Origin of the sequence: Streptomyces sp. ISL-12, from assembly GCF_018614415.1 — a bacterium.
Taxonomy (GTDB): domain Bacteria; phylum Actinomycetota; class Actinomycetes; order Streptomycetales; family Streptomycetaceae; genus Streptomyces.
Map to the genome: position 1 here is coordinate 1 of NZ_JAGGOO010000065.1, position 13,970 is coordinate 13,970.

Sequence of the window (13,970 nt, forward strand, 5' to 3'; positions counted from 1 at the left end):
CGCAGGCCCCGCAGGCCCCGCCTCCGCCGCCCGGGTACGGTCAGCAGGCCTCCTACGGCGCTCCGGGCGCCCCCCAAGGCGTACCGCCGCAGGGCGGCATGCAGCCGCCCCCGGGTGTGCCGCCCCAGGGTGTCCCCCAGACCCAGGGCATCCCCCAGAACCCGTCCCAGCCCGCCGGTGTGGCCGCCGCGCTGCAGAAGTTCCGGGAGACACCCACCGGTCAGCGCTGGACGCAGCAGAACGAGAAGCTCGTCCGGGTCGACCTCGGCCTCGGCGACCAGCCCGTACTGGCCCGGCAGGGCAGCATGGTGCTCTACCAGGGCAAGGTCGACTTCAGCTACAAGGGCGCCGGATTCACCGGCCGCATCGTCGGCAACGCCACCGGCCAGGAGATGCAGCTGATGCGCTGCACCGGAAAGGGGCAGGTCTTCTTCGCCGACCAGTCCACGATGCTGCACCCCATCGAGCTCCAGGGCGACGCGGTCTGCGTCTCCGCCGAGAACGTCCTGGCGTTCGACGAGGGCCTGCAGTACGAGATCCGCCGCATCGAGGGCCACGGCATTCCGGGCGGCGCGCTGTTCACGATGCAGTTCCGAGGCACCGGCACGATCGTCGTCAAGACGCACGGCACGCCCGTGGTCCTGCCGGTCACGCCCACCACGTTCGCGGACTGCAACGCGGTCGTCGCCTGGTCGGCCGCCGCCCAGGTCATCGTCTCCAGCCAGGTGCGGATGCGGCGCAACAGCTACCCCGGCGACACCGGCGAGAGCGTGAACCTCCAGTTCCGGGGAGCGCCCGGCAACTTCATCGTCGTCCAGCCGTACGAGATCTGAGGGAGAGCCCGACATGGACCAGCCGCTCGCGGGCTACGCCCCCGCCCCGGTCACCGCCCGTATGGAGAACCACGGCGACCACATGCTGAAGGTCGCCGTGCAGACCGGCAACGACCTCTTCGCGCGCGTGGGCTCGATGGTCGCCTACGAGGGCTTCGTGCAGTACGAGCCCAACCCGCCCGCGGTCCGCCAGATCGCCAAGGACTGGATGACCGGCGAGGGCGCGCCCCTGATGAAGTGCTCCGGCGACGGCCTGCTCTATCTCGCCGACTACGGCGCGGACGTCGTCGTCATCAACCTCGACGGTGAGGGGATCTCCGTCAACGCCACCAACCTGCTGGCCTTCGACGCGCATCTCACCTGGGGCGTGGAGCGGGTCAAGGGGCTGGCGAAGTTCGCCGGCCAGGGGCTGTGGAACACCAGGATCTCCGGACAGGGGTGGGTGGCGCTCACCTCGCGGGGCAAGCCGATCGTCGTCGACTGCGGTGGCGGCGAGGACGAGACCTACGTCGACCCGGACGCGCTCGTCGCCTGGTCGCCGAACCTGAAGGTGAAGGGCAAGCGCAGCTTCAAGGCGGGGTCGCTGATCGGCCGCGGCAGCGGCGAGGCCTACCAGATGGCCTTCTCCGGTCAGGGCATCGTCGTCGTCCAGCCCAGTGAGGACAGCACCGACCGCCTCCGGGTCCGGGGCTGAGGGGGAGCAGAAACACCATGCAGAGCCCGCTTTTCGCCTACAACGACCAGCAGACCCAGGAACGCTGGAGCCTGCAGAACCCGCAGATGCTCCGCGTCGCCCTGGAGGGACACGACGACATCCTCGCCCGCAAGGGCACGATGGTCGCCTACCAGGGGCTCGTCGAGTTCGACGCCGAGTTCCAGAGCCGCGGCCAGGCACGCGCGCGTGCGCACACGGGCGAGGGAGTGGACCTGATGCGCTGCCACGGACAGGGCACGGTCTACCTCGCCAACCTCGCCCAGCGGATCCACGTGATGGACGTCGAGCAGGAGGGGCTCACCGTCGACAGCTCCTACGTGCTGGCGATGGACTCCTCCCTGCACCACGAGGTCATCGCCGTGGACAGCCTCTACGGCATCTCCGGCTCGGGGAAGTACCAGCTCAACATCACCGGGCGCGGCCGGGTCGCGCTGATGACCTCCGGCGCCCCGCTGCTGATGCGGGTGACGCCCGACACGTACGTCAACTGCGACGCCGACGCGATCGTGGCCTGGTCCACGGGGCTGCGGGTGCAGATGCAGGCCCAGACGCACTCCTCGGGGGTGTTCCGGCGCCGCGGCAACACCGGTGAGGGCTGGGAGCTGAGCTTCATGGGCAACGGCTTCGCCCTCGTACAGCCCAGTGAGCTGCTGCCGCCACAGAACGCGGCGATCGGGTCGGGCCTGGGCGCGCAGTACGGCGTGGGCCAGCAGGGGGCGCGTGGTCAGAACCAGGGCAACGTCTGGAGTTGACCCCAGGCGCAGGCGCAGGCGTAAGGGGCGATCACCGTGGGTGCTCGCCCCTTACCTGTACGCCGTGCAGAGCACTCAGGAGCACTCGGAGTCCTCAAAGCCCTCAGAGCCTGGCCCGGGTGGCGGCCACCAGCCGGACGACCGACTCGTCCGCCACCTCCGCGACCTCGTCGTAGCCGAACCAGCGCAGGTCCAGGGACTCGTCGCTGATCGCCTCGACCGCGTCCGGCGGGGCCAGGGCCGCGTACTGGACGTCCAGGTGCCAGGCGCACGGCGTGTGGTGGCGGTCCAGCCGCACCGGGCCCCCGGGCAGTAGGGCGAGGCCGGCGATGCCGGACTCCTCGGTGCCCTCGCGCAGCGCGGACGCGGCGAGCGTGACGTCCTCGGGCTCGCAGTGGCCGCCCATCTGCAGCCACATGCGCAGCTTGCGGTGGAGGGTCAGCAGGACCCGGCCCCGCGACGGGTCGGCCACCAGGGCGCTCGCCGTGACGTGCCCGTCCGCGCAGGACTTCCACAGGCCGTCCGGGTGGGCCGCCAGATGGTCCAGATACCGCCCGCGCAGCTCGTCCTGGGCCTCGTCCTGGCCCTCGTACCCCTTGAGCACGAGGACCGCGTCGTCGTGAAGGCTCACTCGGCTCCGTCGCCCTCGTCCCGCTGGTCCCGCTTCTTCAGGTCCGGCTTGTCGGCGGCCTCGCCGAGCATCTTGTCCAGCTCGGAGAAGTCCAGCTGCTCGCGGTGGACGAAGCCGTCCGGGTCGTCCAGGTCGGTGGCGGTCGGCAGCATGTCCGGGTGGGCCCACAGGCCGTCCCGGCCGTCGACACCGCGCGCGTCCGTCAGCGACGCCCACAGCCGGGAGGCGTCCCGCAGCCGGCGGGGGCGCAGCTCCAGGCCGATCAGCGTGGCGAAGGTCTGCTCCGCCGGGCCACCGGAGGCACGGCGGCGGCGCAGCGTCTCGCGCAGCGCGTCGGCGGACGACAGCCGCGGCTTGGCGGCGGCGTGCACCACCGCGTCCACCCAGCCCTCGACGAGCGCCAGAGCCGTCTCCAGCCGGGCCAGGGCCGCCTTCTGCTCCGGGGTGTCCTCCGGCTGGAACATGCCCTGCTGGAGAGCCTCCTGCAGCTGCTCCGGGTTCTGCGGGTCGAACTGGCCGACCACGTCCTCCAGCTTCGCCGTGTCGACCTTGATGCCGCGCGCGTAGCCGTCGACCGCGCCGAACAGGTGCGAGCGCAGCCACGGGACGTGCGCGAAGAGACGCTGGTGGGCGGCCTCGCGCAGGGCGATGTACAGCCGCACCTCCTCCTGGGGCACGCCCAGGTCCTTGCCGAACCGCTCGACGTTGGCCGGCAGCAGGGCGGCCTTGCCGGCCGGGCCCAGCGGCAGGCCGATGTCGGACGAGCCGACGACCTCACCGGCGAGCACACCCACGGCCTGCCCGATCTGCGTGCCGAACATGGCGCCGCCCATGGAGCGCATCATGCCGATCAGCGGGCCGGCCATGGCCTGCATCTCCTCCGGCAGGACGTCGCCCATGGCGTTGCCGACGCGCTCGGCGACCGGGTCGACCAGCTCCTTCCAGGCGGGCAGGGTCGCCTCGACCCACTCCGCGCGGCTCCAGGCCACCGCGGTGCCCGCGCCGGAGGGCAGGGCGGTGGCGTCGTCGAGCCACAGGTCCGCCAGCCGCACGGCCTCCTGGACGGCACTGCGCTCGGCGGGGCCGACACTCGCGTCCTTGGTGCCGTCCGGGGCGCCCTGGGCGACCGTCTGGCGGGCGATCTGCTTGGCCATGTCCCAGTTCACCGGGCCGCCCTCGTAGGAGAGCATCTGGCCCAGCTGCTGGAAGGCGGCGCCCAGGTCGTTGGGGTTCATGGAACCGAACATGGCCGCGAACGGATTGTCCGCGCCGGGGCCGCCAAGGCCTCCGGCCCCGGGCAGGCCGCCGAAACCGAACGGGTTGGCCGGTCCCTGACCACCACCGCTCTGCTGGTCCTTCTTCTTGCCCTTGTCGCCGTCGTCCGGCTCCTCCGGCGGAAGGCCGAATCCGAATGGGGTGTCACTCACGGGGTTCCTCGGCTGGTAGGGCCGCCGGTTCTCTCCGGCGGCACGGCTGCCCGACATTCACCACCCAGCGTAGACACCCGGGGCGGATCGGGCCTCGGTGCTTCGCCGACTGACGGCCTGCGGCAGGATGGATGCCACCTGGTACGTACGCGTCACACGCGTCCGTACTGAAGACAACCGCTGGAGACGCCCGGTGAGTTCCCCAGATCCACAGGTTCGCGCAGCGCGAAACCAGTCAACCAGTCCCGCCGGCCCCGTGGCGCGGGGGCCCGTCGTCGCGGTGACCGGCGCCGCGTCCGGGACCGGCGCGCTGCTCACCGCGCGGCTCGCCGCGTCCGACGAGGTCAAGCGGGTCGTGGCGATCGACGAGCGGCGCGGCGAGTGCGCCGAGGCGCACTGGCACGTCCTGGACGTACGGGACCCGGCCATCGCCGACAAGCTGCGCGGCGCGGACGTCGTGGTGCACCTCGCGCTCGACCTCGACCTGGAGACCGATGCCGCCGCCCGGACGGCCTACAACGTCCGGGGGACGCAGACCGTCCTGACCGCCGCCGCGGCGGCCGGTGTGCACCGGGTGGTGCTGTGCACGTCCGCGATGGTCTACGGCGCGCTGCCGGACAACGAGCTGCCGCTGTCGGAGGACGCCGAGCTGCGCGCCACCGCCGAGGCCACCGGCGTCGGCGACCTGCTGGAGATCGAGCGCCTCGCCCGCCGCGCGCCCCGCGCGCACCCCGGTCTGAACGTCACCGTGGTCCGCCCCGCCGTCCTGGTCGGCGGCACCGACACCGCGCTGACCAGGTACTTCGAGTCGCCCCGGCTGCTCGTGGTGGCCGGGTCGCGGCCCGCCTGGCAGTTCTGCCACGTGGACGACCTGTGCGGGGCGCTGGAGTACGCCGCCCTGGAGAAGGTCGACGGCGAGCTGGCCGTCGGCTGCGACGGCTGGCTGGAGCAGGAGGAGGTCGAGGAGCTGAGCGGCATCCGGCGCATGGAGCTGCCCTCCGCGGTCGCCCTGGGCGCGGCGGCCCGGCTGCACCGCATCGGGCTCACCCCCTCCCCGGCCGGGGACCTCGCCTACACGATGTACCCGTGGGTGGTGAGCGGGAGCCGGCTGCACGACGCGGGGTGGCGGCCGAAGTACACGAACGAGGAGGTCCTCGCCGAGCTGCTGGACGAGGTGTCCGGCCGGCACACCGTCGCCGGCCGGCGGCTCGGCCGCAAGGACGCCACGGCGGCGGGCGCCGCGGGCGCGACGGTGGCCCTGCTGGGCGCCGCGGCGGTGGTACGGCGGGCCCGCAAGGCCCGTCGGCGGATCTGACCGCCGTAAGCCCTCTTCGGCTCCCGAGAGCCATCCTCGCCCCCGCATTCCCGGCCGCTCGGGCCGCCACGCGCGCGTACCGGCCGGCGGCACGGTTCCGCGCCGCCCGCGCCGTGCGGCACGATGGAGCCATGGCACCCATGAACGATCACCCCGGCGAGCAGGCCGCGCCGGACCCCGTGAAGCTGATCGCGATCAGGGACACCCCGCTCTCCGTGGACGAGGTCTTCCGGGCCGTCGGGGACACCTCGGCCGGCGGGACCGCCCTGTTCGTGGGCACCGTGCGCGACCACGACGGGGGAGCGGACGTCGACCGGCTCGGCTACTCCTGCCACCCCAGCGCCGAGGCCGAGATGCGGCGGATCGCCGAGAAGGTCGTCGCCGAGTACCCGGTGCGCGCCCTGGCCGCCGTGCACCGCGTGGGCGACCTCCAGGTCGGTGACCTCGCCGTCGTCGTGGCCGTCTCCTGCCCGCACCGGGGAGAGGCGTTCGACGCCTGCCGCAAGCTGATCGACGACCTCAAGCACGAGGTGCCCATCTGGAAGCACCAGACGTTCGCCGACGGCACGGAGGAGTGGGTGGGCGCCTGCTGAACCTCCTGAGCCGTCTGCCGAGGCTGCCGGGGGCCCGTCCGGTTGCGTAACCGCACCCCCGGCACGACCGTTGACACTGCGGATGGTTAATCTGCTGATCAGTCAGTCGCGTACATGGGGTCGGGAGGTCGGCATGGCTGCGCTCGCCTGGTTGCTCATTCCGCTGGTGGCCGCGATCGTCGCGGGGCTGTGGGGCAGTTGGGCCAACCGGACCCGCAAGATCCGCGGTGACGGCCCCGAGCTCGACGGGTACGCGCGCTTCCGTGAGGCCATGGAGAAGCAGCACTCACGCTCGTAGGCGACCCGCTCGCGGGCGGTGTGCCCTGCCCGGCTGCCCTGACGGTGCGCTGACAGGACCGTCCCGTACTGTCGTTCCATGCCACGCCGCACCGCGACGATGCTCGCCTCGACCCTGATGCTGATCGCACTCCTGTGCGCGGGGGTGTTCATCCCCGTGCCGTACTCGGAGATGTCCCCGGGGCCGACGGTGAACACGCTGGGTGACCACGACGGCGAGCCGGTGCTGCAGATCTCCGGGCGCAAGACGTACGAGGCGAGCGGGCACCTCAACATGACGACCGTCCGCGTCACCAGCGCCGACTACAAGATGAACCTCGTCGAGGCCGTCTACGGCTGGCTCGCCCACGACAACAAGGTCGTGCCGCACGACACGCTCTACCCGGACGGCAAGACGGAGGAGGAGTCCACGCAGGAGAACGCCGAGGAGTTCAGCCAGTCCCAGGAGAGCGCCAAGGTCGCGGCGCTGAAGGAGCTGGACATCCCGGTGCGGTCCTGGGTGGTGGTCTCCACCGTCGTCAAGGACTCCCCGGCCGAGGGCAAGCTGCACGCCGGTGACGTGATCAAGTCGGTCGACGGTACGACGGTGAAGCAGCCCGCCGACGTCGCCGAGCTGGTGACCGAGCACAAGCCCGGTGAGGACGTCGTCTTCACGGTGGTGCCCGCCAAGGAGCAGGCCGCCGCCGAGAAGGAGAACCGGACGGCGACCACCACCGAGAAGGTCACCATCACCACCACCTCCTCCGACGACACCGGCGAGAAGCGCGCCATCGTCGGCATCTCGGCGGGGACCGACCACACCTTCCCGTTCAGCATCGACATCAAGCTCGCGGACGTCGGCGGCCCCAGCGCCGGCCTGATGTTCGCGCTCGGCATCTACGACAAGCTGACGCCCGGCGACCTCACCGGCGGCGAGTTCGTCGCGGGCACCGGCACCATCGACGACGACGGCACGGTCGGCCCGATCGGCGGCATCGAGATGAAGACCGTCGGCGCCCGCGACAAGGGCGCCCGGTACTTCCTGACGCCCGCCGACAACTGCGCCGCCGCGGCCGAGGACACCCCCGACGGGCTCACCCTGGTCAAGGTGAAGACCATCGACGACGCCCTGGACGCGCTGAAGGACATCCGCTCGGGGGACACGGACGCCCTGCCCTCCTGCACCGCCGGATAGCGCCTACTCGGCGAAGGTCGCCGCCAGCGCCTCGGCCAGCCCCGGCACCAGGTCGGACCCGGTGAGCACCTCCGTCGGCGTGTCCTTCTCGCGCAGCCTGAGGGCCGACTCGCGGGCCCCGTCGCGCAGCACGGCCACCGTCATCCGCACCTCCTGCCGGTCCGGGTGGTCCGCCACCCACTTGGTCAGCTCGGCCTCGCCCAGCCCCTCCGGCACCTGCGCCTCGGCGGACGGCGGCAGCATCAGCCGCTCCACGGAGAGCGCGCAGCCGGCCACCGCGTCCGGCCAGGCGATGGTGCCCAGGAACTCGTCCAGCGGCCGGTCCGTTGGTACTTCGTCCTGCTCGATCGGAGTGAGGCCGGCCGACTCGCCCTCGTCCCCGAGACCGAGCCGGTCCGCGAGCGAGGGCTGTTCGGCCTGGAGCCGTGCGGTGTCTACGAGTGCGAAGAGGCGGGCGGGCTGGTCCCAGCCGAGACCGGCGACGTACTCGTCGATCTCGAGTACGGACCGGGTCAGCGGGCTGGCCGCCATGGGGGTGTTGGACATGGTCACAATCCTGCCTCGTTCGGGGCCGGAATCGGGAACCGAGTAAACGATGAGTAAGTTGCATAAGTGTGGGCCCACGGGCACGGGGGCGCACGAGGGGCCCGCGAACCCGAGGGCCTGACGGACCTACAACAGCGAACTTCGAGGTGCTCACCTTGGCTTTCCAGATGCCGGACCGCGGCGGAGGAGGCCCGACAGGGCCACGGATGAGAGTGGGACGCCCCTCCCGGCGTGTCCGGACCCTGCTGCTGACGCTGGGCGTCCTGGCCGTACTGGCCATGGCGTTCACCATGTTCGCGGGCTTCTGGACGGACTGGCTGTGGTACCGGTCGGTCGACTACTCGTCGGTGTTCACCACCACCCTGTGGACGAAGATCGGGCTCTTCTTCGTCTTCGGCCTGCTGATGGCGCTCGCCGTCGGGTTCAACATCTGGCTCGCCCACCGCATGCGCCCGCCGCTGAGCGCCATGTCGATGGAGCAGCAGAACCTCGACCGCTACCGGATGGGCATCGCGCCCTACAAGAAGTGGCTGCTGTTCGGCATCACCGCCCTGGTGGGCCTGATCGCCGGGGCCTCGGCGGCCGGCCAGTGGCGCACCTGGCTGATGTGGGTCAACGGCGTGCCGTTCGGCCAGAAGGACCCCCAGTTCAAGCTGGACGTCGCCTTCTACGCCTTCGACCTGCCCTGGTACCGGTTCCTGCTCGGCTTCGGCTTCGCCGCCGTGATCATCTCCGTGATCGCCGCCGCGCTCACCCACTACCTGTACGGCGGCCTGCGCGTCACCAGCCCGGGCGCCCGCGCCACGGGAGCGGCCACCGGCCACCTCTCCGTGCTGATCGGCATCTTCGTCGCCCTGAAGGCGGTCGCGTACTGGCTGGACCGGTACGGGCTGGCGGTGAAGTCCAGTGACTTCAAGGCCACGGACAACTGGACGGGCCTCAGGTACGTCGACGCCAACGCCTACCTGCCGGCCAAGACGATCCTGTTCTGCATCGCCGTCATCTGCGCCCTGCTGTTCTTCGCCACCCTGTGGCGGCGCACCTGGCAGCTCCCCGTCATCGGCTTCGGCCTGATGGTGCTCTCCGCGATCCTGATCGGCGGTCTCTACCCGGCGATCGTGCAGAAGTTCCAGGTCCAGCCGAACGAGCAGGCCAAGGAGGCGCCGTACGTCGAGAAGAACCTCGCGGCGACCCGCGACGCCTACGGCATCGACGGCACCCAGGTCACCGAGTACGACGGCAAGAGCGACACCGAGGACCTGACCCAGCTGCGCGACGACGTCTCCGACGCCGCCAGCATCCGGATCATGGACCCGAACATCGTCTCGCCGACGTTCCAGCAGCTCCAGCAGATGCGGAAGTACTACGCCTTCCCGACCAACCTGGACGTCGACCGCTACAGCACCGAGGACGGCGCCGACCAGGACACGGTGATCGGCCTGCGCGAGCTGAACCTGGCCGGCGTGGACAAGCAGAACTGGATCAACAACCACTTCCGCTACACCCACGGCTTCGGTGTGGTCGCCGCCAAGGGAACCGAGGTCGACGCCGAGGGGCGTCCGGTCTTCACCGAGTCCAACCTGCCCTCCGAGGGCGACCTCCCGGAGTACGAACAGCGGATCTACTACGGCGAGAAGACCGACACGTACTCCATCGTCGGCGGTCCCCAGAAGGAGATCGACTACTCCGACGACAGCGGTGAGAAGACCACCAGTTACAAGGGCGACGGCGGGGTCAACCTCTCCAACCCGGTCAACCGGGCCGCGTACGCGGTGGCGTTCAACGAGCCGCAGATCCTGTACTCGGGCGCGATCGGCGACGGTTCGCGCATCCTGTACAACCGCACGCCCAAGGACCGCGTCGAGGCCGTCGCGCCCTGGCTGACCATCGACGGCGACGCCTACCCGGCTGTGGTGGACGGCCGTATCCAGTGGATCGTGGACGCCTACACGACCACCAACGGCTATCCGTACGCCTCCCGCACCACGCTCGGCGACACCACGGCCGACTCGCTGACCGCGGCCAACGACAACCGCGCGGTGGTCGCCCAGCAGAACCAGGTCAACTACATCCGCAACTCGGTGAAGGCGACCGTCGACGCGTACACCGGCGACGTGAAGCTCTACCAGTGGGACACCCAGGACCCGGTCCTGAAGACCTGGATGAAGGCGTTCCCGGACACGGTGCAGCCCAAGGCGGAGATCTCCGACGCCCTGATGGCCCATCTGCGCTACCCGCAGGACCTGTTCAAGGTCCAGCGCGAGCTGCTCAGCCGCTACCACGTCGACGACGCGGAGACGTTCCTCAGCGGCAGCGAGGTGTGGCAGGTGCCGGAGGACCCGACCAACAAGTCGGGTGACGCGGTGCCGCCGTACTACCTGAGCATGAAGATGCCCGACCAGGACCAGCAGGCGTTCTCGCTGACGACCACGTTCACGCCCAACGGGCGGGACAACCTCAGCGCGTTCATGGCGGTCGACGCCGAGGCCGGCACCAGCGGCTACGGCAAGATCAGAATTTTGAAGCTGCCGACGAGCACGACCGTCGACGGTCCCAAACAGGTGCAGAGCCAGTTCAACTCCGAACAGGACATCGCCGAGTCCATCAGGCTGCTCAGAGGCGGCGACTCGGAAGTGGAGTACGGCAACCTGCTGACGGTGCCGCTGGACGGCGGACTGCTCTACGTGGAGCCGGTCTACGTACGCGGCGGCGGCCTCAAGTACCCGCTGCTGCGCAAGGTGCTGGTGACCTACGGAGGCCAGACCGCCTTCGAGGACACCCTGGAGGAGGCGCTCGACAAGGTCTTCGGTGACGGAGGCACGACGGCCGAGCCACCGGACGAGGGCGACGACGACAGCACCGATCCGCCGCCGACGTCGAGCGACCCCACGGTTCAGGAGGCGCTGAACGACGCCCAGGAAGCCTTCGAGGCCGGCCAGAAGGCCCTGAAGGAGAACGACTGGACGGCGTACGGCGAGGCCCAGAAGGACCTGGAGGAAGCGCTGACCCGGGCCGAGGAGGCCCAGGCGGAGGCCGACAAGAGCGGCAGCGGCGGCGCCGGCAAGAACGGGGACGAGGACAAGACCAGTCCGTCCCCGACCGCGAGCGACACCGCTTCCGCGGACAGCGGCTGACCGGCCGCTGGTCGGGCTCCCTCCCGCGCCGTGATAGGTTGAGAACACAACGGCGCGGGGTGGAGCAGCTCGGTAGCTCGCTGGGCTCATAACCCAGAGGTCGCAGGTTCAAATCCTGTCCCCGCTACTGACGGCGAAGGCCCGGATCCCATCAGGGATCCGGGCCTTCGTCATGTGCGGACACAGATCGACGCAGGCGGACGCGGGTAACGGTCCCGGTGACGGCCGTGTCTGCGGCGGGAGTTGAGTGATCTGTGTTTGACTTGTCTCTCTGTGGGCATGTCGACAAAACGCTGAAGTGACCTCACTGACTGCGGTATACCGGGTGTACGCAGGTTGCAGGTGGTGCGACGATGGACGTTATGGGGGACATGGCAACTCTGTTCGAGACGGGGCGATTTGCGCAGTCTTCCGGTCCCGATGGGGTCCGGGACGAGACCGTTGAGGCCGCCGACGAGGCGGCCGAGGAAGTGCGCCGGCGGTTCGCCGCCGAGGCCGGCGATGTCGAAGCGATGAGCGTTCTGGGGTCCATGCTGCTGCGCCGCGGTGATCTCGACGGGGCCGAGCCGCACCTGCGTGCCGCCACCGCGGCCGGTGACCGCGCCGCCGCCAACAACCTGGGCGTCCTGCTGCACCAGCGCGGGTACGCCGACGAGGCCGCCGGGTGGTGGCGGATCGCCGCCGTCGCCGGATCCGCCGCGGCGGCGCACGCGCTGGGCCGCCACTTCCGCGAGCGCGGCGACGAGCCCGCCGCCGAGTACTGGCTGCGCCAGTCCGCCGAACAGGGGCACGTCCTCGGTGCCTACGCCCTCGCCGACCTGCTGGAGCACCGCGGCGACACCGCGACCGAGCGCTGGATGCGGGTGGCCGCCGAGCGGGGGCACCGGGAGGCCGCGTACCGGCTGGCCCGGACCCTGGACCGGCGCAGCGCCGAGGAGCCCGGGGGTGAGGATGCCGCGCGGGCGGCCGAGGAGGCCGAGCAGTGGTACCGGCAGGCGGCGGCCCGCGGGCACCGGCGGGCCGCGCTGCACCTCGGGACGATCCTGGAGCGGCGGGGCGAGCTGAAGGAGGCCGGGCGCTGGTACCTGACCTCCGCCAAGGACGGTGAGGCGCGCGCCGCCTGCGCGCTGGGCTTCCTGCTGCGGGACGCCGGGGACACCGAGAGCGCCGCCGTGTGGTGGCTGCGGGCCGCGCAGGAGGGCGACGGCAACGCCGCCAACGCGCTGGGCGCGCTGCACGCCGAGCGGGGCGAGCCGCAGACCGCCGAGCGCTGGTACCGGGCGGCGCTGGACGCGGGCGACGACAACGGCGCCTACAACCTCGGCCTGCTCTGTGCCGAGCAGGGGCGCACCCAGCAGGCCGAGCAGTGGTACCGGCGCGCGGCCTACGCCGGACACCGGGAGGCCGCCAACGCGCTGGCCATTCTGCTGCTCCAGGGCGGCGACCGGACCGGGGCCGAGCCCTGGTTCTCCAAGGCGGCCGAGGCCGGCAGCGTCGACGCCGCCTTCAACCTCGGCATCCTGTACGCCGGCCGCGGGGCGGACGAGGAGGCGCTGCGCTGGTACGAGCGGGCCGCCTCCGCCGGGCACGCCGAGGCCGCCCTCCAGGTCGGGATGGCCCGGCTGCGGGACGGGGACGAGCAGGAGGCCGAGCGGCACCTGCGGTGCGCGGCCGGGGGCGGCAGCGCGGAGGCCGCGTACCGGCTGGCCACGCTGCTCGACGCCCGCCGGCCGCCGGAGCCCGCGCACGAGCTGGGCGAGCCGGCGCACGAGAAGACCGAGTGCGAGGAGTGGTACGAGCGGGCGGCCGGCCAGGGCCACCGCCGGGCCCAGGTCCGGGTCGGGATGCTGGCCGCGGCGCGCGGCGACGTCGTGGAGGCCGCCCGCTGGTACCGGGCGGCGGCCGAGGCGGGCTCCCGCAACGGCGCCTTCAACCTCGGGCTGCTGCTGGCCCGCGAGGGCAGCGAGCCGGAGGCGGCTCTGTGGTGGACCCGGGCGGCCGACGCGGGCCACGGCCGGGCGGCGCTGCGTCTCGCCCTGGTCTACGCCCGCCGCGGGGAGCTCTCCGAAGGCCAGCGCTGGGCCGACCGCGCGGTCACCCTGGGCCCCAGGGAAGTCGCCCAGCGGGCGGCACGGCTGCGGGACGCGCTGCGGGAGGAGCTGTCGGCGTGAGGCCGGGGGCCTGCGGTGTGCGTGAACAGTGGGACGTAGGGGTGAGGGATGGGGTGTGGGGCGTGAGGCGGGCGCGTGGTGAGGCGTGAGGCGCGGGCCTGTGCGCCGTCCGCGCCCACGTCACCCGATTTGCTTCCGTCCGCGACCTTGACGTAATGTTTCATTCATCGCCGCGGGGTGGAGCAGCTCGGTAGCTCGCTGGGCTCATAACCCAGAGGTCGCAGGTTCAAATCCTGTCCCCGCTACTGATCATCGAGGGTCGGAATCCGAAAAGGGTTCCGGCCCTCGATGCGTTTCCCCGCTCCGCTCCGCCCCGCCCTACCCCGGGCCGGACGTACGGACGTGAAAAACCCCGGCACCGAACAGGTGCCGGGGACAGCGG

12 protein-coding genes and 2 tRNA genes are annotated in these 13,970 nt (G+C 71.4%); 11 read left to right on the forward strand and 3 right to left on the reverse strand.

Annotated features, from left to right (window positions below; all coding sequences use genetic code 11):
- The 3 genes from J7I94_RS18290 to J7I94_RS18300 form a co-directional block, all read left to right on the forward strand.
- On the forward strand, nucleotides 1-833 hold an 833-nt coding region (locus tag J7I94_RS18290; RefSeq protein ID WP_215168196.1), incomplete at its 5' end, for an AIM24 family protein.
- A gap of 13 nt (nucleotides 834-846) precedes the next feature.
- Nucleotides 847-1,527 (forward strand): AIM24 family protein, encoded by a 681-nt coding sequence (locus J7I94_RS18295; protein ID WP_215168197.1) that lies wholly within the window; start codon nucleotides 847-849, stop codon nucleotides 1,525-1,527.
- Nucleotides 1,528-1,544: 17 nt separating this feature from the next.
- Complete coding sequence (locus tag J7I94_RS18300) at nucleotides 1,545-2,300, forward strand: AIM24 family protein (protein WP_215168198.1); 756 nt, start codon at nucleotides 1,545-1,547, stop codon at nucleotides 2,298-2,300.
- A 103-nt stretch (nucleotides 2,301-2,403) separates the two neighbouring features.
- On the opposite strand, the gene J7I94_RS18305 is transcribed toward J7I94_RS18300, so the two are convergent.
- Both J7I94_RS18305 and J7I94_RS18310 read right to left on the reverse strand, forming a co-directional pair.
- Complete coding sequence (locus J7I94_RS18305; protein ID WP_215168199.1) at nucleotides 2,404-2,931, reverse strand: NUDIX hydrolase; 528 nt, start codon at nucleotides 2,929-2,931, stop codon at nucleotides 2,404-2,406.
- Nucleotides 2,928-4,358, reverse strand: a complete 1,431-nt coding sequence (locus J7I94_RS18310) for a zinc-dependent metalloprotease (protein WP_215168200.1) — start codon at nucleotides 4,356-4,358, stop codon at nucleotides 2,928-2,930. The genes J7I94_RS18305 and J7I94_RS18310 overlap by 4 nt, the downstream gene beginning before the upstream one ends.
- A gap of 193 nt (nucleotides 4,359-4,551) precedes the next feature.
- Here J7I94_RS18310 and J7I94_RS18315 point away from each other — a divergent pair, with 193 nt between their 5' ends.
- From J7I94_RS18315 to J7I94_RS18330, 4 genes are all read left to right on the forward strand, one after another.
- The gene (locus J7I94_RS18315; RefSeq protein WP_215168201.1) at nucleotides 4,552-5,673 is read left to right on the forward strand and encodes an SDR family oxidoreductase; all 1,122 of its coding nucleotides are present in this window, start codon (nucleotides 4,552-4,554) and stop codon (nucleotides 5,671-5,673) included.
- Nucleotides 5,674-5,804: 131 nt separating this feature from the next.
- Nucleotides 5,805-6,266: a molybdenum cofactor biosynthesis protein MoaE gene (locus J7I94_RS18320; RefSeq protein ID WP_215168202.1), complete on the forward strand. Its 462-nt coding sequence runs from the start codon at nucleotides 5,805-5,807 to the stop codon at nucleotides 6,264-6,266.
- Nucleotides 6,267-6,399: 133 nt separating this feature from the next.
- Complete coding sequence (locus tag J7I94_RS18325) at nucleotides 6,400-6,564, forward strand: hypothetical protein (protein WP_215168203.1); 165 nt, start codon at nucleotides 6,400-6,402, stop codon at nucleotides 6,562-6,564.
- A 78-nt stretch (nucleotides 6,565-6,642) separates the two neighbouring features.
- Entirely contained in the window at nucleotides 6,643-7,737 is a 1,095-nt protein-coding gene (locus tag J7I94_RS18330) for a PDZ domain-containing protein (protein WP_215168204.1), read from the forward strand.
- Nucleotides 7,738-7,740: 3 nt separating this feature from the next.
- On the opposite strand, the gene J7I94_RS18335 is transcribed toward J7I94_RS18330, so the two are convergent.
- A complete protein-coding gene (locus tag J7I94_RS18335; protein WP_251075350.1) occupies nucleotides 7,741-8,283 on the reverse strand; it encodes a PPA1309 family protein in 543 nt (180 codons plus the stop codon).
- Nucleotides 8,284-8,450: 167 nt separating this feature from the next.
- Between J7I94_RS18335 and J7I94_RS18340 the strand changes: the two genes are divergently transcribed.
- The 4 genes from J7I94_RS18340 (at nucleotide 8,451) to J7I94_RS18355 (ending at nucleotide 13,833) form a co-directional block, all read left to right on the forward strand.
- Nucleotides 8,451-11,417, forward strand: coding sequence for a UPF0182 family protein (locus tag J7I94_RS18340; RefSeq protein ID WP_215168233.1), 2,967 nt, complete (start codon nucleotides 8,451-8,453; stop codon nucleotides 11,415-11,417).
- Between the two features lie 53 nt (nucleotides 11,418-11,470).
- Nucleotides 11,471-11,544, forward strand: a tRNA-Met gene (locus tag J7I94_RS18345).
- 226 nt (nucleotides 11,545-11,770) lie between these two features.
- Entirely contained in the window at nucleotides 11,771-13,588 is a 1,818-nt protein-coding gene (locus tag J7I94_RS18350; protein WP_215168206.1) for a tetratricopeptide repeat protein, read from the forward strand.
- Nucleotides 13,589-13,759: 171 nt separating this feature from the next.
- A tRNA-Met gene (locus J7I94_RS18355) sits at nucleotides 13,760-13,833 on the forward strand.
- Nucleotides 13,834-13,970: the final 137 nt, after the last annotated feature.